The sequence below is a fragment of the Frigoribacterium sp. 2355 genome (assembly GCF_054060695.1).
The window spans coordinates 105,781-128,112 of record NZ_JBSSDL010000007.1; the positions used below are offsets into that span (position 1 = coordinate 105,781).

Sequence of the window (22,332 nt, forward strand, 5' to 3'; positions counted from 1 at the left end):
CACCCGGCGTACCGTCCACGCCATGAGCGACCAGACCTACACCGCCCGCTTCGTCGGCCACGACGAGACCACCACCGAAGAACTCACCCTCATCGACGGGCTGCCGCAGAAGAGCGTCACGCGTCCCGGGGCCTCCGACGGCGAGGACCTGATGTGGGAGCTCGACGACGACGCCAGCGAGGGCGGCGAGTACGTCTACCGCTCCCTCGGCGTCTCGGGCCACGACTACAGCTGACCCAACCGCGGTCGGCACCACCCGCGGTCCGCACCACCCGATGGGCGTCGCACCGCCCAGTGGACATCGCACCGCCGAAGTGGGCGGTGCGATGCTCAGTCGGCGGTGCGACATGCGTCCGGCCTCGCTGCCCGGCGGGTCAGGCGCGGCGGGTGGGGCGCACCGAGACGACCTCGGCGGTCGCCCCGTGCGGCAGGTCGACCACGAGCCGCACCGCATCCGCGACGGACTGCGGCTCGAGGTAGAGCGACGTGTCGTACGTGCCACCCTCGGCCGTGACCAACTCGTGCTGCATGTCGGTGTCGACGCGGCCCGGGTGCACCGAGCTGACCCGGACGCCGTGCGGACGTTCCTCCTCGCGCAGGGCGTCGGTCAGCGCGCGCAGGGCGAACTTGCTCGCCGCGTAGGTGCTGCCGTCGGGCCCTGCCGTGAACCCCGAGCCGCTGTTGATCGACACGACCGTGCCCTGCGCCGCCCGCAGCGCCGGCAGCAGCTGCCGCGTCACCTCGGCGACGGCGAACACGTTCACCTCGAAGACGCGCCGCCAGTCGTCGCGCTCCGTGTCGGCGACGGCGCGCCCGCCGATGACGCCGGCCGCGTGCACCAGCACGTCGAGTCCGTCGAGCGGCGGCACCGTGAGGGCCGGGCCCGAGAGGTCCGCGGCCCACGCCGTCGCGGACGGGAGGTCGGCGGTGATCGCCCGCAGCGCCTCCTCGTCCCGTCCGTGGACGATCACGTGGTGGGTGCGGGCGAGGTCTCGGACGACGGCGAGGCCGATGCCCCGCGAGCCCCCGGTGACGAGTGCGGTCTTCATCCGACCAGTCTGCCGGTCCCGCGGGCCGCCGGTCGGCCCGGTCGGCCCGGTCGGCCCGGTCGGGCCGGTCGCCGGTCAGGCCAGCGGGTCGTGGCCCCAGTTCATGAGCGACCAGCGCCACTTCGTGTCGGTGACGTCGCCCGAGGGGCGCTGCTTCGAGTGCCGCGCGACGTAGCCGTGGACCTTCTCCATGTGCTTCCAGTCGGCGTCGGTCAGGTCGGCCTTCTTCTTCTCGAGGATGCGCACGATGTGCCGGCCGCTCTCGTGCCCGACGGACTCGCCGCCGTCCTTCTGCCCCACCTCGCGCGACTCGTCGGTGTCGAGCCACTCGCGAAGCGTCGAGGCCGTCATGTTCACGTCGTCGTGGAACTCGTCCCAGGTCTGCTGTCGTCCGTCGTCTGCCATGCGACGAGCCAAGCACGCCCCGGACGGCACCGCCCCGCGCCGCACCGCTCCGCCGGATCGACGAAGATGGCACGGTGCGCACCCTGACCGCCGGCACCGCCGCCCTGCTGCTCGCCGCCTCGCTCGCGGTCACGATGTCGTCGTGCTCCGCCGACGGGAACAACCCGACGGTCGCGCCGCAGGCGAAGATCCCGGCAGGGCTCGCGGTCGAGGGCTACGCCATCGCCTCACCCGACGCGACGACGGCCGCCGTCGAGGCGCTCGACCGCAGCGGGTCGGCGATCGACACGGTCGGCGTCTCGGGCGTCGCGATCACGACCGGCGGGGCCGGGGTCGCACCGAGCGACGAGTCGGCCAACTCCCTCCGCGAGGCCGCCCAGTCGGCGGGCGGGAAGGCCGAGTTGCTCGTCGTCAACGCGGGCCAGGACGGCTTCAGCGGTGAGCTCGCGTCGCAACTGCTGTCGAGCCGGGCCAACCGCGAGTTCGTCGTGTCGGGCCTCACCGGAGAAGTCGTCAACGGCGGCTGGGACGGCGTCCAGATCGACTTCGAGTCGCTCTCCGCCGCGGACGCCCCGGGACTGGTGGACTTCGCCGCCGAGCTCCGCGACGCCCTGCCCGACGACGCGAGCATCTCGATGGCCCTGCAGCCCAGCACCGACCCGGCGGGGTACGCGGACCTCGGCTACGACCTCGCCGCCCTGTCCGACTCCGTCGACCGGTTCGTGCTCATGGCCTACGACCAGCACGGCGCCGGGTTCAGCGAACCGGGGCCCGTCGGCGGCCTGCCCTGGGTCGGTGAGGTCCTCGACGCCGCACTCGAGTCCGTCCCGGCCGACCGCCTCGACCTCGGCGTCGCGGGGTACGGCTACCGGTGGACGGGCGACGGCACCGCAGGAGGCGCGCTGTCGGTCGCCGAGGCCCGCACCGCTGCGCAGTCCACGGGTTCGTGGGACGCCGACCAGGCCGAGTACACCGCCTCGCCCGGCGACGGCTCGACCCTCTGGTGGTCGGACGGTCGCTCGATCACCGCGCGCGCCGATCTGGCCGAGTCGAAGGGGCTCCACGGCGTCGCGATCTGGCAGCTGACGACGGGCGACCCGATCCGCCGCGGCTGACGTCCGGGCGACGCGCCGCCCTGCGGCCACGGATGCGGCTCGTGCCGGATCGCCGCCGAAGGGTGCCGCCTACGGCGTGACGACGCCGATCGGGCCGGTCAGCTGGGGGATGTCCCGGTCGCTCAGCAGCCAGTGTTCGCCGCGGCCGGTGATCAGCAGCGCGAGCGGACCCGGACGGCAGACGACGAGCGCGCCGCCTTCTTGGTGCAGCACGCCGTCGAGGGCGCCGCCGAGGTCGCGGTCGTCTTCGGAACCCGACGCCGACAGGACGGCGCAGCGGCCCTCTGCTCCCATCGCCTGCAGCAGTCGGCGCATGCCCTCGGGGTCGCTGCGGTCGGGACCGAGCGGGTGGGCGACGGCCATGTCGACCCACTCGACCGACCCGGTCAGGTCGGCGAGGGCCTGCTCTTCGGGGCCGGCAGGGTCGACGGCGAGGTCGTGCACGGATTGTTTGCGATCGGGCGCGGCGAAGGCCTCGAGTGCGGTGATGACGGAAAGGGGGAGCGACGCCACGGGTGATCTCCTGTCGAGGGGTTCCCGCCATCCTCCCACCCGAGCTGCCCTCACAGGTCCGTCCACAGGCGGAAACCGGAGCGGGCGCCGAGTCGAGCCGCCGCACTACGCTGCCGGAGAGCGGCCCGACGCGCGACGACGACCCGACCTGCCCACCCACGACGACGACGGAGACACCGTGAGCGACGCCCCCGGCCAGCAGCCCTGGCAGAACCCCCAGAGCCAGCAGAACCCCCAGAACCAGCAGGACCCCCGGTACTCCCCGCCGTACCAGAGCCAGCACCCCCAGGCGCAGCAGCCCGGGCAGCAGCCCTACCCCGGGCCCGGTGGGTACGCCGACCCGCTCAAGGGCACCAACCCCGGCGTCAGCACCTCGACCCCGTTCATCTGGGTGCTCGTCCTGCTGCCGCTGGTGCAGCTGATCGGGCTCGCCTTCTGGGACGTCGGCGACTACCTCGAGCGCACCGCCACGATCACCCCGGGCGTCTACCAGTCGCCGTTCACGCCGGGCTACCTCGCCTACATGGGCATCGGCCTGCTCGTCTACGCACTGACGGTCGTCTTCGCCTGGCTCGACCACCGGGCGTTGACGGCCCGGGGCATCGTGAAGCCGTTCCCGTGGCCGTGGGCGTTCCTCACGGTCGTCTACGTCGTCGGTCGCTCGGTCGTCGTGAAGCGTCGCACCGGTGGCGGGCTCGCGCCGCTGTGGCTCTTCATCGCCGTCTACCTGATCACGATCGTGGTCGCGTTCTCGGTGTTCATCGTGGCCTTCGCCGAGTTCGTGCGGACGATGCCGTCCCTGCCGACCGCCCCGTAGCCGGACCTGCTGCGAGGATGGTCCCGTGACCTCCTCCAGCGCACCCCGACTCGGCCTGCTCCTCGACGTCGACGGCCCGATCGCCAGCCCCGTGACCCGCAGCATCGCGCTGCCCGCGATCACGCGCGACCTCGTGGCGCTCGCCGCCCTCGGCGTGCCGATCGTCTTCAACACGGGGCGCTCGGACGCGTTCATCCGTGAGGAGGTCGTCGGTCCGCTGCTCGCGGCCGGCCTGCCCGAGGGGGCGCGGGTGCACGGCGTCTGCGAGAAGGGTGCCGTCTGGTTCACGATCGGCCCCGAGCACGGTGTCGACGGCATCGGCCCGATCGAGGTCGACTCGTCGCTCGCCATGCCCGCCGACTTCGGCGCCGAGATGCAGGCGTTGGTGGCGGACGAGTTCGCCGACCTGGTGTTCTACGACACGACCAAGCACGCGATGGTCTCGATCGAGCAGCTCACGAGCGTCGAGTCGTCGACCTACCTGGGCCGGCAACGCGACCTCGACGAGAAGGCGATGCAGGCGCTGGTCCGCCGGGGCTTCGGCGTGCGCCGACTCGACGACGTGCGGCCCGACGCCTCCGGGGCCGTGCAGTGGCGCGTCGACCCGACGATCATCTCGACCGACATCGAGTCGGTGCGGCTCGGCAAGGACCTGGGGGCCGAGCGGGCGCTCGAGCTGCTGGCGGCCGACGGCGAGCCCCCGCTCGCCTGGCGCACGGTCGGCGACTCGCGCAGCGACTACGCCATGGCCGACTGGCTCCACGCGCAGGGTCACGCGGTCGCGCACGTCGACGTCCGCCCGGCCGACGGCGTGCCGGCGACGCCGTACCCGGTGCTGACGAGCTCGACGGGCGCGATCCACGACGAGGCCGGGGCCGAGTTCCTGGCCGGTTGGCTGGCCGACCTCACCGTCTGACGCCCGGCCGCCACGCGTCCGGGTCCGCGACGGGCACTGCCCACGACGGCACCGGCCTGCGACACGCCCGGGCGTGGCCGTCCTCGAGGACGCCACCCGCACCTCCTCGGCCCGCTCGCCGGGGTCGGTGCCACCCGCCCCGCGGCGTGCCCCCCGGACGGGTGAGACGGGTGAGCCTCGGGCCGGGACGGGTGTCACCTCCCCGCTGTCCATGCGGCCTGTGACCCCTTCGAGGGGGCGTACCCCCCGAACGGGTGTCGCGAATCGGCGGGAACGACCCTGTACTGTTTCGACACGTCCCCGGAACGGTCCCCCGAAAGGCCCACACCGGAGGCGAACCCGTCGATCGAGTGGCCCGAACCGCTCGCAGTCGACGGACCCGAAACGGGAGCCCCTGGCTCCCACCCGACCGCCGCCCACCCCGGCGCGTCACCTCGAGTCGCCGCCGTCGCCGACGCCCCTCCGGACGTCCGACGGCGGTCACCCACCGCCGCCGGCGTCCGGTCGTCTCTCAGACCCGAACCCGGAGAGAACACGCATGTCCCGAACCATGCGCGTCCGCGACAGCGACGCCGAAAACCGACCCGACACCGGTGCACCCGACACCGGCCCCGCCCTCGACGTGGCACCTCGCTCGCGCAGCGAACTGAGGCGCCTGGCACACCACGACGAGGAGCGGGGATCGCGGGCACGCCCCACGACGCGCATCACGAGCGACCACCACGCGTCGGTCGTCTCGCGCACCGAGGGGCGTGCCCACTCACCCTTCATGGTGCTGCTCGTGCTCGCCTGCACCATGGGCATCCTGCTCTACGGGCAGTTCCTGCTGAACCCCGCCAACCGCGGTGACCTGCTGCCCTACGTCGCGGTGATCATCGCCGAGGCCGTCCTGGTGCTGCAGGCCCTCCTGGCCATGTGGACGATCCTCTCGGGCGGTCAGAACCCCCGGGACTTCGACTTCCACTCGACGCAGGACACGCTCTACGACGAGGACGCGATCGACCGGCTCGGCGTCCGCGACCAGCCGCACCTGTGGCCGATCGTCGTCGACGGGAAGACCGTCGTCGTCGACGTCTTCGTCACGGTCTACGGCGAAGAACTGTCGAAGATCGCGATGACGGTCCAGGCCGCCGTCGCGATGCAGGGCGCGCACCGCACCTGGGTGCTGGACGACGGTCGGAGCGACGAGGTCAAGGACCTCACCGCGAGGCTCGGCGCCCGGTACATCCGCCGGCTGACCAGCCACGGCGCCAAGGCGGGCAACGTCAACTACGCCCTGTCGGTGGCCAAGGGCGACTACTTCGCCATCTTCGACGCGGACTTCGTGCCCAAGCCGATGTTCCTGCACGAGACCGTGCCGTTCTTCATCGACGAGAAGGTCGCCTTCGTCCAGACCCCGCAGTCGTACGGCAACCTCGTGAGCATCGTCAGCCGCGGCGCCGGCTACATGCAGGCCGTCTTCTACCGGTACATCCAGCCTGGCCGCAACCGGTTCAACGCCGCGTTCTGCGTCGGCACCAACGTCATCTTCCGCCGTGCGGCGATCGACGAGGTCGGCGGCATCGACACCGACTCGAAGTCCGAGGACGTCTGGACGAGCCTGTTCCTGCACGAGGCCGGGTGGCGCTCGATCTACATCCCGATGACGCTCGCGATCGGCGACGCCCCCGAGACCATCGAGGCGTACAGCAAGCAGCAGCTGCGCTGGGCGACCGGCGGCTTCGAGATCCTCTTCCGGCACAACCCGCTGAGCCCCCGCCGCACCCTGACGATGGACCAGCGCTTCCAGTACACGCTGACGGCGACCCACTACCTGACGGGCATCGCCCCGCTGCTGCTGATCATGGTGCCGCCGATGGAGATCTTCTTCGACCTGCGCCCGATGAACCTGCACATCTCGGTGCTGCAGTGGCTGCTCTTCTACTCGGGCTTCTACCTGCTGCAGATCGCGCTCGCCTTCTTCACCCTCGGGTCGTTCCGCTGGGAAGTGCTGATGCTCGCGTCGGTGTCGTTCCCGATCTACGTCAAGGCGTTGTGGAACGTGCTGAGCGGCAAGGACACGGCTTGGCACGTGACCGGCGGAGGCAAGGCGTCGAGTCCGTTCAACGTGCTCGTGCCCCAGGTGCTGTTCTGGCTCTTCCTGTCGCTCACCTCGCTCGTCGCGATCTGGCGGGACTGGGACAACCGGGTGCTCACGCTCGCGACGGTCTGGAACCTGATCAACACCGCCGTGCTCTCGGCCTTCCTGCTCGCCGCCCTGCGTGAGGCCGGAGCCATCAAGCGTGCCGCCCGCTCGGGGTCGAGCGCTCGCACGACCGTCGCCGGTCCGATCACGACCGGGCCCGTGGCCACGCAGACCCTCCGCACCCAGGTCGCCCGGCCCCTGCCCCGGAGCCACGACGAGTTCCTCGAGCTGTCGTCCGAGCAGCGACTCGAGCAGCGCCGGCGCGACGACGAGCGGCGTCACCTGCTCGAGGCCCGACTGGCCGTGGCCGACGACCAGCACGCCCACGAGGCGCAGCACGGCGACGAGGCGTCGCACACACAGCACGCGGGACCGGTGTCCGGACCCGACCGACACGACACGAACGACCGAGAGAAGGTGGTCTCATGACCTGGGGCAACAGGATCAAGATGACCGTCGGCATCCTGGTGGTGCTCGCCCTCGTGGCCGTCTTCACCGTCATCTTCACGCAGCGGCAGGCCCAGGTCATCAGCACCAGTGCCGCCATCGCGAGCCAGGACTTCTCCGTCGGCACCGACTACAGCGGCACGGTCACCTCGACCGACGCCGAGGTCGGCGACCGGGTGAAGAAGGGCGACGTGCTCTTCTCGCTGCAGAGCCCCTCGCTGCAGAAGGACCTCGCGGACGACGTCGTCGTCCCCGACACGGACGCCTACACGGTGGACGACGACGGCACCATCACCTTCATGGCCACCGTCGACGGCACGCTGTCGCAGCTCGACGTCCGCGAGGGCGGGTTCCTCGGTTCGGGCACGTCCGTCGCGACCATCGAGAAGGCCGGCACGCTCTTCGTGGACGCCGACTTCACGCTCACGCCCCGCGACTACGAGCGCATCCAGGACGGCGCGACCGTCGACGTGATGCTGCCCAACCAGCAGGTCGTCGAGGGCAGCGTCGACCTGGTCAGCGTGCAGACCAAGGACGGCGCGGCCGCGGCCACCGTCCGCGTGGTCAGCGACCAGCTGAGCGAAGGGGCCTACAACGGCCTCGTCGCGAGCGGCACGCCGGTCGAGGCGACCATGCACCTCCGCGACGACGGCATCCTCGCCGGGCCCGTGGACACCATGCAGGACTTCCTGCGCCAGATCGGGGTCTGACGATCCCCGGCGCACGGAGAAAGACGACGGGTCGGTCCGGCCGACGGGATCGTTCGGGATCACCGATCGGTTCCGGGCCGGCCCGTCACCCCCGGGAGGCGCGGGTCGAGATCCGACCCGCCCCGCGCCTCCCGACCCTCCGCCGGGTCCTCGCCGGCGTCGCCCTCGGCACGGCCGGCGTGCTCGTGCTGGCCGGCTGCACCGGCGGCTCGGACACGGACGGCGACACCACGGGCCGCCCCGACGCCGGAGGCGACGTGTTCCCCTCCTCGCAGGTCGACCCCCTGGTCGCCGCCCTGCCCCACGAGTCGGTCGGCACCGTCCCGACCATGCGCCTCGCCGATGGCCTCGTCCCGCCGACCAACAGCTGGTTCTCGGGGCTGGTCTTCGGTGACGAGCCGACGCCCGTGTTCCCGTTCCCGATCTCGTTCCAGCTGACGCAGGCCGGCTTCGCCGCGGGACTGCCGGTGCCGGTGGCCTCCGAGAAGGCGATCGTGTCGCCCGCCCTGCCCGACGTCACCCTCGACGTCCAGGCCTCGGCGACCGAGATCAGCGCCTACGACGACGTCTCGGTGACGATCGCCCACCTCGACGGCGACGCGGTGCTCGGTCACACGACCGTCGCCGAGGGCTCGCCGGTCGTCTCGTACACCGCCGCGACCGCGCAGACCGACACCCTCGGGACTGCCGTCACGACCGTCGGCGACGGGCGCGGCACGTTCACCGTCGGCAGCACGACGTGGGGCGTCGCCGTGACGGACGGCAGCCTCGACGGCACGGCGGTCCGGCTCGACGAGGGCGGCTCGGTCGTCCTCGTGCCGCTGCCCGACGGGGCCACCGACGAGCAGGTGCGGACGGTGCTCGACGCGGCCGCCTCGCCGCTGACGTCGGTGACCACCGCGCACCGCGCCTCCGGGTCCGGGTCGTCGGCGGTGTCGACCACCGAGCTCGGCTACGAGACGGCGGCCGGGGGAGACACCCTGCTCGTCCCGGCCCCGCACATGGGCGACGCGGCGACGGGTGGCGGCACCGGGCTGGGCTACGACACGATCTACGGCACCGTCCCGTTGTCGATCGGCTCGACGCTGGCGTTCGACGCACCGGTCACCACGGCCTCGACCGGGCTCGACCTCTCGGGGCTGAGCGACGACCAGAGGACGGAGCTCGAGGACCAGGTCGAGGTCGACGTCGCCCGCACGGCGGAGACGCCGGTCGACACCTACTACGGCGGCAAGGCGCTCTACCGGTCGGCGATGCTCCTGCAGCTCGCCCGGCAGCTCGGGGACGACGCGTCGGCCGAGACCCTCCGCACGTCGGTCGTCGACCGACTCGACCGGTGGACCGACCCCTCGGGCTGCGAGACGCGCGAGCAGGAGTGCTTCGTCTACGACCCCGCGGTGAAGGGCGTCGTCGGCAAGGCGGCGTCCTTCGGCTCGGACGAGTTCAACGACCACTACTTCCACTACGGCTACTTCCTCTACGCCGCCGGCGTCGTCGCGGCCGACGACCCCGAACTGGCCGAGCGCTGGCGTCCGGTCATGGACCTGCTCGCCGCCGACATCGCCTCGGGCGCCGACAACGGGTCGTTCCCCGACCGGCGCGCCTTCGACCCCTACTGGTCGCACAGCTGGGCCTCGGGCTACTCGCCGTTCGCCGACGGGAACAACCAGGAGTCGTCGTCCGAGGCGGTCAACGCCTACGCGGGCCTGTCGCTCTGGGCCGCGGCCACGGGTGACGACGCGCTCGGCGACGAGGCGTCGTGGATGCTCAGCGGCGAGGCCTCGTCGGCGCTGGCCTACTGGCTCGCCCCCGACCTGACCGGCCCGACGTCATCCGGCTACGGACACGCGATCGTGTCGCTGACCTGGGGTGGCAAGCGCGACTACGGCACGTGGTTCTCGGCCGAGCCGTCGGCGATCGCGGGCATCCAGTTGATCCCGCTGAGCCCGACCTCTGTGTCGTACCTGACGTCGTCGGCGGGCGGAGGCGCCCGGCAGATCGCGCGCGTGGTCGACGAGGCGAGCGCCTCGGGCTTCGACCGGCCGCTCGGCGACTACGTGCTGATGTACTCGGCCCTCGAGGGTCCCGACCAGGCCGCGGCGGCCCTGACGGCACTCGCCGATCTGCCCGAGACGGGCATCGACGACGGCAACTCGCGGGCCTACGCGATGGCCTACGTGATGACCGCCGGCACGCGGTAGGGCCGAACGCAGGAGGCGCGGGTCGGCCAGGGCTGCTCCGGCTCAGCCGACGAGGCGCACCGGCTCGACCAGGCGCACCGGGTCGACGAGGCGCTGCACGCTGCCGTCGGGGTGGTTCGCGACGAGCGTGCCGCCCCAGAAGCCGAGCTGGTCGCGGTCCGTGTCGAGTTGCCAGAGGCGGCGGCCGTCGGCCAGGTCGAAGGCCGTGACCGTCGAGGTGCGACCGCTCGAGGCGGTCGTGGCGTAGCCGGTCGTGCGGCCGACGAGCGCGATCTGGGACTCGCCCGGCACCACCGCCCGGGCCACCTCGTGGCCCGACGCCACGTCGAGCAGGCGGACGGTGCGCTGGGCCGCCTCGTCCGACGTGAGGTCGCCGGACACCGCCGCCGCGCCTCCTGGTTCGAAGGTCTGGGCGAAGACGAGCGACCCCCGGTCGCCGGCCGGGTCGGTGGTCACCCGCGCGAGCCCGTGGCGGCGGTCGCGGGGCGGGGTCGTCCAGAGCTCGGCGCCCGTGCGGCGGTCGACGCAGACGACCCCGGGCGTGGTCGAGAAGACGAGGCAGTCGCCGGTCGCCTGCACCCCGCGGTCCTGGCGGAAGCCGTGCCGCCAGAGTTCGCGCCCGTCGAGCGAGAGCGCCACCACCGTGCCGTCCGTGTCGTCGGTCGAGGTGGGGATCGCCGGGTCGAGGCCCACCACGACGAGGTCGCCGTCGACGACGAGGGTCGTGGCGGTCGGCAGGTCGGGCCCCCAGTCGTGCTTCTCGCCGGTGCGTCCGTCGACCGCGGTGATGGTCCCGCCGTCGAGGACGAGCAGGCCGTCGGGGGTCAGGGCCTCGTCCTGGCTGCCGGTGGTCTCGCCCGTCCACACGGGGGTGTCGAGGTCGTCGGCGGCGTAGAGCGAGAACTCGCCCGTGCCGGGCTCCGCGTCGTAGTAGACGCGGGAGTCCTGGTACGAGAACTGCGGGTCGCTCGAGACGAGGGCCCAGGAGGCGGTGGCGTCGGTCAGGCGCGCACGCCCGTTCGGCGAGGTGGTCACGTCGGTCAGTTCGCCGGTCCCGAGGTCGAGGCGGGCGTACGACGAGGCGAACCCGTCCCCGCCGAAGCCCAGCGTCGAGACGAGGGCCGTGTCGGTGGCGCCGTCGGCGGGCCAGACCTGGACGAAGCCGCTGCCGGCGTCGAGCTCGGTGCCGAGGTCGACCCACCAGCGGACGGTGCCGTCGACGGGGTCGACGCGTGCGAGCCGGCTGACGGCCTGCGCGGTGCTGCCGAAGCCGCCGTCGAAGCGGCAGTCGGCGCCGACGTCCGTGGCGGCGCTCGTGCCCCTGCCGTCGTCGCCCGCGGCACCGCCGGCGCTGACGAGGACGTCGCCGTCGAGCCGGTCGGGGCCCACCGCGGGCTCCGCCTGCCAGAGCAGGCACCGACCCTGGTCCGCCGGCACGCCGACGTCGGCGGGCGTCAGCGTCCACGACCCGGGGACGGGCTCGTGCCGCAGGTCGTCGCCGACGACGCCGTCGAGCGCGGCGGCCGACGAGTACCGCGGGGCCTCGACCAGGCCGACGGTCGTGACGAGCGCCGCGGCGGCGACCACCGCGGCGGCCACGAGGGCGAGCCGGCGAGGGCGGGAGGCGCGGTGCCAGACGGCGGCCCCGCGGCGGCGGGCGCGCGCGAACGGCTGGTCGCTCGGTCGGGCGTCGTCCGTCACCCGGCCATGGTACGAGGCGGGCGCGTAGGCGGGCCGTGAGCGGTCCCGAGGTCGCGACCCGCGCCTCCTGGGCTCCCGGGGTCGGCCGTTAGGCTGGTGCGGGCCGTCCGGTCCCGCCCGCCGGTGCACGAGCGGCTCCGCCCGTTCGCCCTCTCGTCGCCCGTCCCCCGAAGGAGCCGTGCCATCGAAGCCGTCGTCATCTCGATCCTCGCCCTGGCGATCGTCGTGCTCGTGGTCATCCAGGTGATCTACCGTCGCCGCGTGCTGCAGCGCCGTGAGGCCTCCGGTCAGCGAGTCGTCGGTCGGGGCACCTACGTCGTGTTCGGCGTCATGGCGGCGTTCTTCCTCTTCGCGGTGTTCGTGTTCCCGTTGCTGGTGCGGGGGTAGCTCGTGTCGCCCGAGATCCGCCCCGCCGGCACGGCCGATCTCGAGGCGTGCCTGGCCGTCTGGGTCGCGGCGTGTGCTGCACGTGACGGGCAGGCGTTCGCCGGGGTCGCCGAACGGGCCCGACCGAAGTTCGACGCGGGCGTCGTCTGGCTGGTCGCCGACGGTGTCGACGGGGTCGACGGCTTCGTGCTCGCGACGCGCCCGGGCAGCGGCCTGCCCGCAGACCCGCCCGACGCCCCGGTGCTGGGCCTGCTGGCGACCAGGCCCGGTGCCCAGGCGCGGGGGCTGGGGCGCGCCCTGCTGAGGGAGGTGACCGCACGGCTGGGCTCGCTCGGTCACGAGCGTGCCGTGTTGCACGCGCTCCTCGACAACGTCGCGGCGGTCGGACTGTACGAGAGCGAGGGGTGGGTGGCCGCGGGCGGCCCGTTCGAGCACTCGCTGCTGAAGCGGCCCACGCAGCGGTTCGACCGGCTGCTCTGACCCGGTGGCTCAGCCGCCCTCGGGGCGGGCGAAGCCCGAGCGGAACGCGAAGACGGCCGCCTGCACGCGGGTGCGGCTGTCGGTCTTGGCCAGCAGGCTCGAGATGTGGCTCTTCACGGTGGCCGTGCTGACGAAGAGCTCTCGGGCGATGTCGACGTTGCTGAGGCCGCGTGCGACGGCGTCGAGCACGTCCCGCTCGCGGTCGCTCAACGAGTCGAGGGCCGCCCGGTGGCGGACGGCGTCCGGCGACGCGGGGGCCGGGGCGACTCGTTGCTCGATGAGGGCCCGCGTCATGGCCGGGTCGATCAGCGAGTCGCCGCGGGCCGCCGACCGCACCGCGGCGGCGATGAGATCGGGCCCGGAGTCCTTGAGCAGGAAGCCCGAGGCACCGGCCGCGATGCCGTCGAACAGGTGCTCGTCGTCGTCGAAGGTCGTGATGAGGACCACGGCGCAGCCGATGGCCGGCACGATGCGCCGGGTGGCCGAGATGCCGTCGAGCCGGGGCATGCGGATGTCCATCACGACGACGTCGGGTCTCAGGGCGAGGGCGTCGGCCACGGCGTCCTCGCCGTCGGCGCTCTGCCCGACGACGTCGACGTCCGGTTCGGCGTCGAGCATCGTCGCGAGCCCGGCCCGGGCGATCGCCTGGTCGTCGACCACCAGCACGCGCAGCGTCATGCCGCCCGCCCTGCCGTCGACACGGAAGCCGGTGCCGGTGCCGACGCGGAAGCCGTCGTGGCCGGCGCTGCCGGTGCCGGTGCCGACGCCGGTAGTTCGGCCCGGACCTGCCAGCCGGCCCCGTCGGGCCCCGGCCCGGCGGCCAGCGAGCCGCCGAGGGCGCCGACCCGATCGCGCAGAGAGGGGATGCCGGCTCCGCCTCGGGGCACGTCGGGGAACCGTTCGCGGGCGGGGCCCGGGTCGGTCACCGTGACGACCGTCACGCCGGACGTGTCGTCGACCGTGACGTGCACCCGGTGCGCCGACGAGTGCAGCATCGCGTTCGTCAGTCCCTCGCGCACCACGGCGAGGACCGCGACGCGACGCTCGGTCGGCAGGTCGTCGCCGTCGAGGTGCACCGTGCAGTCGACCTCGTAGCCGAGTGACGTCAGGCGGCCGGTCATCTGCGCCAGTTCGTCGACGACCGACGTCGACACGGTGGCGCCCCCGGGTGTCGCCCGGAGCACCCGCAGCACCCCGCGGATGCGTCCCAGGACGTCCTGCCCGCCCGCGGCGATGTCCCTCATGGCCGGGGCCAGCTGCTCGGGGTGCTCGTCGGCGACCCGCAGGGCGGCCTGCGCCCGGATGACCAGGGCGGCGACGTGGTGGCCGACCTCGTCGTGGACGTCGCGGGCGATGCGGGTGCGTTCGTGCTCGGCGATGCGGGCGACCTCGCCCGCCCGCAGCACGAGCAGCTCACGGTTCGTCCTCGCGAGCTCGGTCGTGGCCTCGCGCTGCCGCCGGAGGAGGAGGGCGACCACCACGACGAGGCCGCACGCCATGAGCTGACCGAGCACGACCGAGCGGTCCTGCCCCACGTCCGACAGCAGCACCTGCGACAGGGGCACGCCCTGCACGCCGGCCGCGGCGACGTCGCGCCAGGGCAGCACGACGAGCACGGCGAGGGTGGCGAAGGTCGCCGCGCTGGCGACCACCGGCCCGCGACCCGAGATGGTCAGGAAGACCACGACCGCGAGCGGCAGGAGCGCCACGGGCGGTCCGAGGTGCAGGCCGTACAGCGCCGGAGGGAGGGGCGCGAGGGTCGTGAAGGCCGTGAATCCGGTGACGACGGCCAGCGTCTCGACGGGCCACCGGTCGAGGGTCGCGCACGCGACCAGCGCCACGACGCCGAGGTAGAGGTACCCGGGGAGCGCCTGCGGGTACCACTCGAGTCGCAGGGCGAGGGCGAGCCCGCCGAAGTAGGCGGCCCCGACCAGCGCCAGCACCACGAGTCGGGGGCGCCCCCACCCGGTCGTCGTGGTCCCGTTCGTCTGCACGGCCTCCACGCTAACGCCGACCCCGTGCCGTGGCCTCGGCCGAAAGGACCAATCCGGCGGGGTCGGCCGCGCGGGCGAGGTCGAGCAGCTCGGCTGCGGCCTCGCGCGCGTCGGTGCTCGTCGGGCGGGGCACGGGCTCCGTCTCGAGGCAGCGGGCCAGCAGCCGCTCGACCAGGCTCGCGCGGCGGGTGAGGTCCGCGGCGTCGAGGGTGCCCGGCAGGATGCGGACCTCGACGGTGTCCCGCACGCGCCGGTCGGTCACCAGCGCGGTCAGGTTGACGTCGGCGTACTTCGTCAGCCCGGTGCCCGCGGCGGCCGTCTGCAGCCGCGACCAGTCGTCGACCCGCCCGGCGCCTCGCGGGTCGGTCCGGCCGACGAGCTCGACCAGGGCGGACGGCAGCGGCGCCAGGCGCGTGCACGCGGGGTTCGTCCCCAGCGCGGCCCGCAGGGGCTCGTGCCACCACGAGAAGAGGCGCACCAGGTTGGAGAACGCGGCGACCGATCGGAACGGGGCGCCGTCGAGGTGCAGGTGCACGGCCGCCTCGACGGGCACCGTGAAGCCGAGTTCGCGGGCCGGCCCGAGCAGGCGCTCGAGGGCGGCCTCGTGGTCGGCGACGAGCGGCGGCGTGACGATCTCGCACGGTCGTTCGCGTCCCGCCGCCAGCGCCGAGGCCAGGGCGATGCTCGAGCCCGCGCCGTCGCGCAGACGACGCACCGCGCCGATCGTCTCGACCGTGCTGCCGAAGAGCACGGCCGCGTCGTCGAGGGCGCGGTCGAAGGGCGTGTCGGGGGACGAGTGCCGGGCCACGAGACGCAGGAGGCGCGGGTCGTCGGAGAGCACTCGGTACGACCGGTCGTCGGGCGGGACCGCGTCGGCGGGGCGCGTGTCCGTCGACGACCCGACCCGCGCCTCCTCGTGGTCACGGCGGAGGTCGTCGACGAGCGTGACGTCGTCGACGAGCTCGGCGACGGGGCCGCCGCGGGCGTCCCGGACGACGTAGCCCGGCGTCAGGTGCCAGAAGTGGCCCATGCCCGGCACGAGCGACGGCTCGGAGTCGGTGTGGAAGATGCGGGTGACCTGGCCGTCGTGGTCGCTCGCGAGACGGTCGGCGAGGGTGCGCCGGCTCGACCCGGGCGGGGCCAACAGTTCGATCTCGAAGCCGATGCGGGAGTGGAGGGTCGTCATGGGGCTTCCGGGTCGAGGGCGGGTGCGGTGCGGGTGCTGCTGGTCGTGCGGACCGGGCGGCGGCGCCACCGCCCGGTCCTGCCGCACGGTCCTGCCGCACGGTCCTGCCACCGAGTCGGGCCGCCCGATCGGGTCGTCCGACGGGCGGGGCGGGCTCAGAGGGGCAGGTCGTCCCCGGCCAGGAGGGCGGCGCCGGCGCGCACCACGGCCGACCGGGTGTCGCTCTGCCACAGGCCCGCCAGCTGGGCCGCCTCGGCGTCGCCGTAGCCGACGAGGGTGAAGGCCCGGGCGTCCTGGTCGTCGGTGTACGAGGTCGGCGCGGCGGGCACCTGCTCGTGGGCGAGCAGCAGGCCGCCGACCTTCGCCTTGGCCGTCGCGACGTCGTCGTTGCCCCAGGCGACGGCGAGCCCGAGGCCCTGGGTGAAGTCGTCCTGGAACGTCGTGTCGGTGCCCGCGGCGAAGAAGGCGGCCTCGCGCTGCTCGTCGGTGTAGGCCGCCGTCGCGGCCGCGCCCGCCGCGAAGGGCAGCGTCGTGCCGGCCGTGAGTGCGGCTCCGGCCTTGCCCATCGCCGTGGTCTGGTCCACTCCCCAGACGACCGCGAGGTTGAGGGCGTCGTCGGCGTAGGGCGAGGCGGCGAAGGCGGCCAGGTCGGCCGGGGTGTACGTGACCTTCGGCACGGTCGCCGTCGTGGGCTCCGACGCCGCCTGGGCGGCGGGGGAGCTGCCCGGGGCCGCGAGGGCGCCGAGTGCCCCGAGCCCGGCGATCGAGCCCGCGAGGGCGCAGGCGACCGCTGCGGTCGCCCCCACCCGGCGGAACGCGGAACCGGCCGTGCGGCGCGGGGTGCCGGAGCGGTCGGTGCCGAGGCCCCGGGTCGTCGCGGTCGCGGTCGTGTCGTGGGTGTCGTGGGTGTCGGTCAGGTCGGTCATGTCGGTCTCCTCGTTCGGTCGGTCGGTCGGGGTGACGGGGTCCGTCACCTCGCGACCACGGCCGACGCTAGGAGGCACCGGCACCGGGCGACAAGGGTTCGGCGTGGGGTCTGGCCGGTCGGCGGCGGACGATGGCCGTCGGGACGAACCCGACGCGTCCCGGCCTCCTCCGAAGGGATGGTCTCGGGGGGTGCGCCCGGGTTGTCACCGGCCGCGACCGTCGGTCGGCCGCCAGACGGGCGTGGGGTCCACGGCCTCCGAGACGCGCCTCGCGGCGATGCCGAGCTGGCGCGCCTGGGTCGCCGTGAGGCTGTTGAAGACGAGCCGGTGCACGAGGGTCTGGTGCCCGGGGGTCGCACGCTCGACCTGCGCGTGCCCGTCGTCGGTCAGCACGGCCAGGGTGAACCGGCCGTCCGAGGGGTCCACGACGCGGCGGACCCAGCCCTTGCCCTCGAGTCGCGTGACGGCACGAGACAGGCGCGAGAGGGTGCAGCTCGCGTAGCCGGCGAGGGTGCTGAGGCGCAGCGTGCGCTCGGGGGCGCCGTCGAGTGCGGTCAGCACGCCGTGCTCGAAGTGCGTCACGCCGCTGTCGTGCAGCAGCTGGGCGTCGAGGGCCGTGGGCAGCCGTTCGAGCAGGGTCGCAACGGCAGCCCAGACGTCGAGCTGTTCATCCGTCAGGACGAGGGACGCAGGAGGGGTGGGCACGGCTCAAGGCTACGGTACGACCGGCCCTCGGTCGACTTGCCTGAGCAAGCATCGTCGCCTAGATTGACTTGCTCAAGCAAGTCAAAACAGCAGGAGGAACCATGGATCTCCGTCTCGACGGCACGACAGCCCTCGTCACCGGCTCGACCCAGGGCATCGGGTACGCCGTAGCGGCGGCATTGGCGGAAGAGGGTGCCCACGTGATCGTGAACGGGCGGGACGAGGCGCGGGTCGTCGTCGCCGTCGACCGTCTGCGCGCCGCCCACCCGGGCGGTGCCGTCGAGGGGTTCGCGGCCGACCTCGCCGAGCCCGCCGACCTGGCGCGGCTGCTCGACGCGCTCGACGGCCGCGGCGGCGTCGACGTCCTGGTGAACAACGTGGGCCTCTTCGGACTGGACGCGTTCGATTCCGCGACCGACGCCGACTGGGCCCGGTACCTCGAGGTGAACCTGATGAGCGGCGTGCGCCTGTCGAGGCGCCTACTCGGCGGGATGCTCGAGCGGGGCCGGGGTCGCATCGTCTTCGTCGGCAGCGAGTCCGGAGTCGACGTGCCGGGCGACATGATCCCCTACGGCGTGACCAAGGCCGCGACGATCGCCCTCGGCAACGGGCTCGCCAAGCTCACCCGGGGAACGGGCGTCACGGTCAACACCGTGCTCGGCGGGCCCACCTGGTCGGAGGGGGTCGCCGCGGCCGTCGGGAAGGTCGCGGCCGCCCAGGGCGTCCCCGTCGAGCAGCTGAAGGAGGCACTGGTCGCGCAGCGAGGGGCGTCCCTGCTCCAGCGCTTCATCGACCCAGACGAGATCGCCTCGCTCGTCGCCTACCTCTTGAGCCCGCGGGCGTCGGCGACGAACGGTGCCGCGCTGCGTGCCGACGGCGGGGTGCTGCCCGGCCTGCTGTGATGCGCTTCGGGCGGCATTCCGCATCCGCCCGAGGACGTTGCGACCTAGAACCGGAGGAACGACCTAACGCGACGCGGTTAGGAGATTGATAGTGAATGTTGCCGGTTGTCGGCTTACCCGGTAGCCCGACTCGATTCTGGCGAGAAGGTCCCCCTCGCGATGCAGGACTTCTGGAGCCATAACGGCCATCGCGACCCTGTTCAGAGGCACGTTTCTACGTGGAAGAAAGCGCGCGGCCAGGATCTGGCAGGGCAAAGGACGTTTTTACCCACCCCTGGGGAGGCTGGCATCTGTCCAATGCCGCATTGTGCGCTGATACTGCCTAGCGCCAGGCCCTCTCCTCCGAAATAGGGAAGGTCTAGAGAAGTCCTGACTGCTGTGCGACCCTGTCAACGTCGACAAAGGCAAAGACGACTTTCCCAGGGGGGCAAACGTGACTGGAATTCCCATTCGTGTATTCGTGAGCTATGCGCACGGTGATGACGACGACTTTAAATTTATTGACCCTTTCGTGAGCAAGCTGCGTGCTCTTGCCAAGGTGAAATCTGCTCGACCGCTCGAGGTTTTTGTTGATCGCGAGGGCATCGGTTGGGGTGAGGATTGGAGGGAGAGACTTGAACAAGAGGTGCAAAATGCTAGCGTCTTCCTCCCCTTCGTCACGCCTCTGTATATCGAAAGGGAAGTCTGCCGTGATGAGTTCTTAACCTTTCAAGCCGAAGCAAAGTCCCTCGGAGTGACCGGCCTAATTCTCCCCGTTGTTCCGCTCCACTCGCCTGCCATCAGTAAGGACAGCGAGGATGAAATTGCGAGATACGCTGCCGAAAAGCAGTATGAACTGCTCGAGGCGGGATTGCTCGCAGGCTTCGAATCCGCAACATGGCTCACAGTTATGGCGCGTATTGCTGATCGACTTCTTGACGCTGTCGCCAAAAGCGAGGCCATTCTGGCTCAGCCCACCCGGGAGCCTTCGGGTAGTGAACCGGGCCCAGTCCAGTCCGAATCGCGTGGTGAAGGGGAGACACGGGGGCCCACGAGTACGTCGGGCATGGATCTGGGCGGGGAGTTAAGCTTGGACGAGCCTGGTCTCATGGACCTGATGGCAGATATGGGCGACACCATTGATTCGCTAAATGTCCACGCGCAAGCTCTAACTCCGGCTCTAACCGAATTCGGGACAATCGCAGCAAGCCCCGAGGTTGCACCGCCTACGACTCCTCAAGGTATGCAGGCATGGTCCATTCGCCTAAGCAGGGCTTTCCAGAATCCCTCTGACAAAATCGAAATACACGGTCTTGCAATGTATGAAGACCTCAAGCACTTTGACCAGCTTTTGAAGAGCATGAAAAAGGTGGCGGCTAGTTCAGGTTCAATGGAGCTGAACAACACTGTCAACGATAACGTTTCGACTCTTCTCGACAAGTTTGGGGATCTCAGTAATGTTGCCGACGGTATGGAAGAGTTGATGTCGAAATTTATTCCACTCGAATCCTTCTCCGCAGCTATCAGGAATTCTTTGCGACCGGCCCGCCGGGGCCTGACCGCAGTGCGAGACACGGTTCGACTAACCGAAACCATGCGGAGCCAGCGGTAATAATTCGCTAGCGCAGGCGCGTCGAAAAGTCGATGTCGACAAACTGCAGACAGGCAGAGGAAGGCATACGCCTCCTGGACTACTGGGTCTCAGAAAACAGAATTTTTCGAGCCATCGCCTCCTGCCAGGGATCGGGTCAGCGTCCAGGGGATGGGGCGGGGGTGGGTGCGGCGACGGCAGGACGCACAGGGTCCTGATGGTGTTCAATCAGGCATCATCAGCTATCGCCGCGTCAGCTGCCGTCGACGACCGCCGTGCGGTCTCCTAGCCGGCGGACGACGCCGTCCTGGGTCACGACGACCAGGTGCTGCCCCCAGAACTGGTAGGTCAGCACGTCGTCGCCGGACGTCCGCCACAGCTCTCGGTGGCTGGAGCGGTCGAGGGCGACGACGGCCAACCGCCCGTCGACCCCGAATGTCTGCTGGTAGACGGTCGTGCGCCCCTGGGCCAACGGTGCCGAGTACCCCGGCAGGGTCGCCTCGAAGACCACGCGCCCGTCGCCCGCGTCGAACGTCGTCACGGTCGAGGTCTCGTCGCCGAAGTCGCTGGACGGTGAGACGGTGACCTGCACGTCGTCGAAGGCGGAGCTCGGCGAGGGGTTCCACCCCGACTGCACCGTCTGTCCGCGGGCGACCGGGACCGTGGTCGACCACACGGTCTCGCCGGTCGAGGGCGACAGGCAGGTGACCGCGCTCCGACCCACGGGTCCGTCCGCGTCGGCGGTGCCGCCCGCGTCGGTGTCGCCCGCGTCGTCGGAGCCCCTCGGCCCGGCGACCACCGGGTCGCCGCTCACGACGGGGGCCGTGACCGTGACGCACCGGTCCGACACGATCAACGAGGCGTCGCCCGACAGGTCGGCGGACCAGTCCACGGTGCCCGGCCGGTCCTGCGAGAAGGCGACGAGCTGCTGCCCGGAGGGGGCGGCGAGCGTCACGACGACGTGGTCGCCGGCCGCCTCGGGCCAGCCGTAGGTGTCGTCGTCGATCGGCAGGCGGTGCACGTCACCGGTGGCGGCGTCGATCACCCGTGATCCGTCGCCGGCCGTCGTCAGCACGTAGAACTCGTCGTCGACGAGCCTCACGGTGGCCTGCGACGGTTCGTCGGCTCGCCACGACACGGCGTCGGGGGCGTCGAGGGCACGGAGCTCGTACCCCGTCACGTCGCCCTCCTCGGTGGTCGGACCCGAGCCGTCGGGCCCGAACCTCGTCCGGGGCTGGTGCGAGACGAGGACGGTCGTCGACGAGACCTCCTCGATGCGCGTCACCTGGTCGGGATCGGACGACTCGACCGCCGCCGACCAGTCGGTGACCTCGCCCGTCCGCAGGTCCAGCCGGGCCAGGGTCGAACCCGCGTCGACCTCGACGACCAGGGTGGCGGTTCGTCCGTCGGCGTCCGGCGTCAACCGGACCGACCGCACCACCCGCCCCAGGGCCGTGGCCACGTTCGCGCTCCACACCACGTCACCGGTGTCGCCGTCGACCCGGGCCAGGCGCCCTCCGGCACCTCCGCAGCGGTCGGACTGCTCGGCCGACTGGGCGGTGACGAGCGCGTCGTCGCCGACCATCCCGGCGAACGCGTAGTAGGCGCACCCCGAGGGCATGCCGGGCGTGGCCGCACCGGCCAGGTCGGTCCGCCAGACGGACGCCGTGGGCTCGGACCGCAGGTCGTCGACGAGCATCGCGGGGCGCACCGGCTCGTCGTACCGCGGCTGCATCGCGAGGCCCGCGCCGGCGACGAGCGCGGTCACCACGGCGACGGCGCCGACCGTCAGTCCGAGGCGGCGAGCCCGGGAGGCGCGGCTCCACCCCCGGCGCAGCGCACGACCCGTCCGGCGTCCGACCGCCTGCAGCGGGGGTCGCCCCGCGCGCCGTCCTGCTCCGGTGGCCTCCACCCCGTCGTACCCGTCGCGCGCATCGACGTCGGCTGCGTGCTCGTCGGGGTGACCGGTCGCGGAGGCGGGCGTCGCCGGGGAGCCGGCCCGCGCCTCCCGGGCTGCCGCCGGGCGCTCGGGACGCGTCGGCTGCCACGGTCGTCCGTCCACGATGCCCCCCTCGCCCGCCATGCTACGAGACGCGGCCGGTCCGCCGGTATGCTGGCGCGTC

21 protein-coding genes are annotated in these 22,332 nt (G+C 72.2%); 11 read left to right on the forward strand and 10 right to left on the reverse strand.

The window, feature by feature from the left end; all coding sequences use genetic code 11:
* Nucleotides 1–22: 22 nt before the first annotated feature.
* Complete coding sequence (locus ACVJ1F_RS10505; protein ID WP_043596779.1) at nt 23–235, forward strand: hypothetical protein; 213 nt, start codon at nt 23–25, stop codon at nt 233–235.
* 139 nt (nt 236–374) lie between these two features.
* On the opposite strand, the gene ACVJ1F_RS10510 is transcribed toward ACVJ1F_RS10505, so the two are convergent.
* Nucleotides 375–1,049, reverse strand: coding sequence for an SDR family oxidoreductase (locus ACVJ1F_RS10510; protein ID WP_123571358.1), 675 nt, complete (start codon nt 1,047–1,049; stop codon nt 375–377).
* Nucleotides 1,050–1,124: 75 nt separating this feature from the next.
* Nucleotides 1,125–1,454, reverse strand: coding sequence for a DUF3140 domain-containing protein (locus ACVJ1F_RS10515; RefSeq protein WP_056043833.1), 330 nt, complete (start codon nt 1,452–1,454; stop codon nt 1,125–1,127).
* Between the two features lie 74 nt (nt 1,455–1,528).
* On the opposite strand from ACVJ1F_RS10515, the gene ACVJ1F_RS10520 reads away from it, so the two are divergent.
* The gene (locus ACVJ1F_RS10520) at nt 1,529–2,569 is read left to right on the forward strand and encodes a glycosyl hydrolase family 18 protein (protein WP_123571357.1); all 1,041 of its coding nucleotides are present in this window, start codon (nt 1,529–1,531) and stop codon (nt 2,567–2,569) included.
* A 69-nt stretch (nt 2,570–2,638) separates the two neighbouring features.
* Here ACVJ1F_RS10520 and ACVJ1F_RS10525 read toward each other — a convergent pair whose 3' ends face one another.
* On the reverse strand, nt 2,639–3,082 hold the full coding sequence (locus ACVJ1F_RS10525; protein ID WP_043596785.1) for a hypothetical protein: 444 nt from the start codon (nt 3,080–3,082) through the stop codon (nt 2,639–2,641).
* Nucleotides 3,083–3,260: 178 nt separating this feature from the next.
* Between ACVJ1F_RS10525 and ACVJ1F_RS10530 the strand changes: the two genes are divergently transcribed.
* The 5 genes from ACVJ1F_RS10530 (at nt 3,261) to ACVJ1F_RS10550 (ending at nt 10,358) form a co-directional block, all read left to right on the forward strand.
* Nucleotides 3,261–3,899: a DUF2510 domain-containing protein gene (locus tag ACVJ1F_RS10530; RefSeq protein ID WP_456886054.1), complete on the forward strand. Its 639-nt coding sequence runs from the start codon at nt 3,261–3,263 to the stop codon at nt 3,897–3,899.
* A gap of 25 nt (nt 3,900–3,924) precedes the next feature.
* Nucleotides 3,925–4,815, forward strand: coding sequence for a hypothetical protein (locus tag ACVJ1F_RS10535; RefSeq protein ID WP_123571355.1), 891 nt, complete (start codon nt 3,925–3,927; stop codon nt 4,813–4,815).
* A gap of 538 nt (nt 4,816–5,353) precedes the next feature.
* A complete protein-coding gene (locus ACVJ1F_RS10540) occupies nt 5,354–7,429 on the forward strand; it encodes a glycosyltransferase family 2 protein (RefSeq protein WP_235452281.1) in 2,076 nt (691 codons plus the stop codon).
* Nucleotides 7,426–8,157 (forward strand): efflux RND transporter periplasmic adaptor subunit, encoded by a 732-nt coding sequence (locus ACVJ1F_RS10545; protein WP_056043811.1) that lies wholly within the window; start codon nt 7,426–7,428, stop codon nt 8,155–8,157. The genes ACVJ1F_RS10540 and ACVJ1F_RS10545 overlap by 4 nt, the downstream gene beginning before the upstream one ends.
* 179 nt (nt 8,158–8,336) lie before the next feature.
* On the forward strand, nt 8,337–10,358 hold the full coding sequence (locus ACVJ1F_RS10550; protein WP_456886057.1) for a glycosyl hydrolase: 2,022 nt from the start codon (nt 8,337–8,339) through the stop codon (nt 10,356–10,358).
* A 42-nt stretch (nt 10,359–10,400) separates the two neighbouring features.
* On the opposite strand, the gene ACVJ1F_RS10555 is transcribed toward ACVJ1F_RS10550, so the two are convergent.
* Entirely contained in the window at nt 10,401–12,059 is a 1,659-nt protein-coding gene (locus tag ACVJ1F_RS10555; protein WP_456886059.1) for an outer membrane protein assembly factor BamB family protein, read from the reverse strand.
* A 123-nt stretch (nt 12,060–12,182) separates the two neighbouring features.
* Here ACVJ1F_RS10555 and ACVJ1F_RS10560 point away from each other — a divergent pair, with 123 nt between their 5' ends.
* Both ACVJ1F_RS10560 and ACVJ1F_RS10565 read left to right on the forward strand, forming a co-directional pair.
* Nucleotides 12,183–12,446: a hypothetical protein gene (locus tag ACVJ1F_RS10560; RefSeq protein ID WP_159827947.1), complete on the forward strand. Its 264-nt coding sequence runs from the start codon at nt 12,183–12,185 to the stop codon at nt 12,444–12,446.
* A gap of 3 nt (nt 12,447–12,449) precedes the next feature.
* Nucleotides 12,450–12,926: an N-acetyltransferase family protein gene (locus ACVJ1F_RS10565; RefSeq protein WP_456886061.1), complete on the forward strand. Its 477-nt coding sequence runs from the start codon at nt 12,450–12,452 to the stop codon at nt 12,924–12,926.
* A 9-nt stretch (nt 12,927–12,935) separates the two neighbouring features.
* Here ACVJ1F_RS10565 and ACVJ1F_RS10570 read toward each other — a convergent pair whose 3' ends face one another.
* From ACVJ1F_RS10570 to ACVJ1F_RS10590, 5 genes are all read right to left on the reverse strand, one after another.
* Nucleotides 12,936–13,604, reverse strand: a complete 669-nt coding sequence (locus ACVJ1F_RS10570; protein WP_456886063.1) for a response regulator — start codon at nt 13,602–13,604, stop codon at nt 12,936–12,938.
* Nucleotides 13,601–14,920 carry a sensor histidine kinase gene (locus ACVJ1F_RS10575; protein WP_456886065.1) on the reverse strand — a complete coding sequence of 440 codons (1,320 nt, stop codon included), beginning with the start codon at nt 14,918–14,920 and terminating at the stop codon, nt 13,601–13,603. Before ACVJ1F_RS10575 ends, ACVJ1F_RS10570 begins: the two co-directional genes overlap by 4 nt.
* 10 nt (nt 14,921–14,930) lie before the next feature.
* Entirely contained in the window at nt 14,931–16,106 is a 1,176-nt protein-coding gene (locus ACVJ1F_RS10580) for an amidoligase family protein (RefSeq protein ID WP_456886067.1), read from the reverse strand.
* Between the two features lie 155 nt (nt 16,107–16,261).
* Complete coding sequence (locus tag ACVJ1F_RS10585) at nt 16,262–17,032, reverse strand: hypothetical protein (RefSeq protein WP_456886069.1); 771 nt, start codon at nt 17,030–17,032, stop codon at nt 16,262–16,264.
* A gap of 204 nt (nt 17,033–17,236) precedes the next feature.
* On the reverse strand, nt 17,237–17,737 hold the full coding sequence (locus ACVJ1F_RS10590; RefSeq protein ID WP_456886071.1) for a MarR family winged helix-turn-helix transcriptional regulator: 501 nt from the start codon (nt 17,735–17,737) through the stop codon (nt 17,237–17,239).
* Nucleotides 17,738–17,838: 101 nt separating this feature from the next.
* On the opposite strand from ACVJ1F_RS10590, the gene ACVJ1F_RS10595 reads away from it, so the two are divergent.
* Complete coding sequence (locus tag ACVJ1F_RS10595) at nt 17,839–18,639, forward strand: SDR family NAD(P)-dependent oxidoreductase (RefSeq protein WP_456886073.1); 801 nt, start codon at nt 17,839–17,841, stop codon at nt 18,637–18,639.
* 433 nt (nt 18,640–19,072) lie between these two features.
* On the forward strand, nt 19,073–20,230 hold the full coding sequence (locus tag ACVJ1F_RS10600) for a toll/interleukin-1 receptor domain-containing protein (protein ID WP_456886075.1): 1,158 nt from the start codon (nt 19,073–19,075) through the stop codon (nt 20,228–20,230).
* A 232-nt stretch (nt 20,231–20,462) separates the two neighbouring features.
* Here the strand turns inward: ACVJ1F_RS10600 and ACVJ1F_RS10605 are convergent, their stop codons facing one another.
* Complete coding sequence (locus ACVJ1F_RS10605; RefSeq protein WP_456886077.1) at nt 20,463–22,271, reverse strand: hypothetical protein; 1,809 nt, start codon at nt 22,269–22,271, stop codon at nt 20,463–20,465.
* Nucleotides 22,272–22,332 lie beyond the last annotated feature (61 nt).

Bases quoted from the DNA above. Each gene is read 5' to 3' on its own strand.
- ACVJ1F_RS10505 (WP_043596779.1), top strand. From the start codon at position 23: ATGAGCGACCAGACCTACACCGCCCGCTTCGTCGGCCACGACGAGACC.
- ACVJ1F_RS10510 (WP_123571358.1), bottom strand. From the start codon at position 1,049: ATGAAGACCGCACTCGTCACCGGGGGCTCGCGGGGCATCGGCCTCGCC.
- ACVJ1F_RS10515 (WP_056043833.1), bottom strand. From the start codon at position 1,454: ATGGCAGACGACGGACGACAGCAGACCTGGGACGAGTTCCACGACGAC.
- ACVJ1F_RS10540 (WP_235452281.1), top strand. From the start codon at position 5,354: ATGTCCCGAACCATGCGCGTCCGCGACAGCGACGCCGAAAACCGACCC.
- ACVJ1F_RS10545 (WP_056043811.1), top strand. From the start codon at position 7,426: ATGACCTGGGGCAACAGGATCAAGATGACCGTCGGCATCCTGGTGGTG.
- ACVJ1F_RS10570 (WP_456886063.1), bottom strand. From the start codon at position 13,604: ATGACGCTGCGCGTGCTGGTGGTCGACGACCAGGCGATCGCCCGGGCC.
- ACVJ1F_RS10580 (WP_456886067.1), bottom strand. From the start codon at position 16,106: ATGACGACCCTCCACTCCCGCATCGGCTTCGAGATCGAACTGTTGGCC.
- ACVJ1F_RS10585 (WP_456886069.1), bottom strand. From the start codon at position 17,032: ATGACCGACCTGACCGACACCCACGACACCCACGACACGACCGCGACC.
- ACVJ1F_RS10595 (WP_456886073.1), top strand. From the start codon at position 17,839: ATGGATCTCCGTCTCGACGGCACGACAGCCCTCGTCACCGGCTCGACC.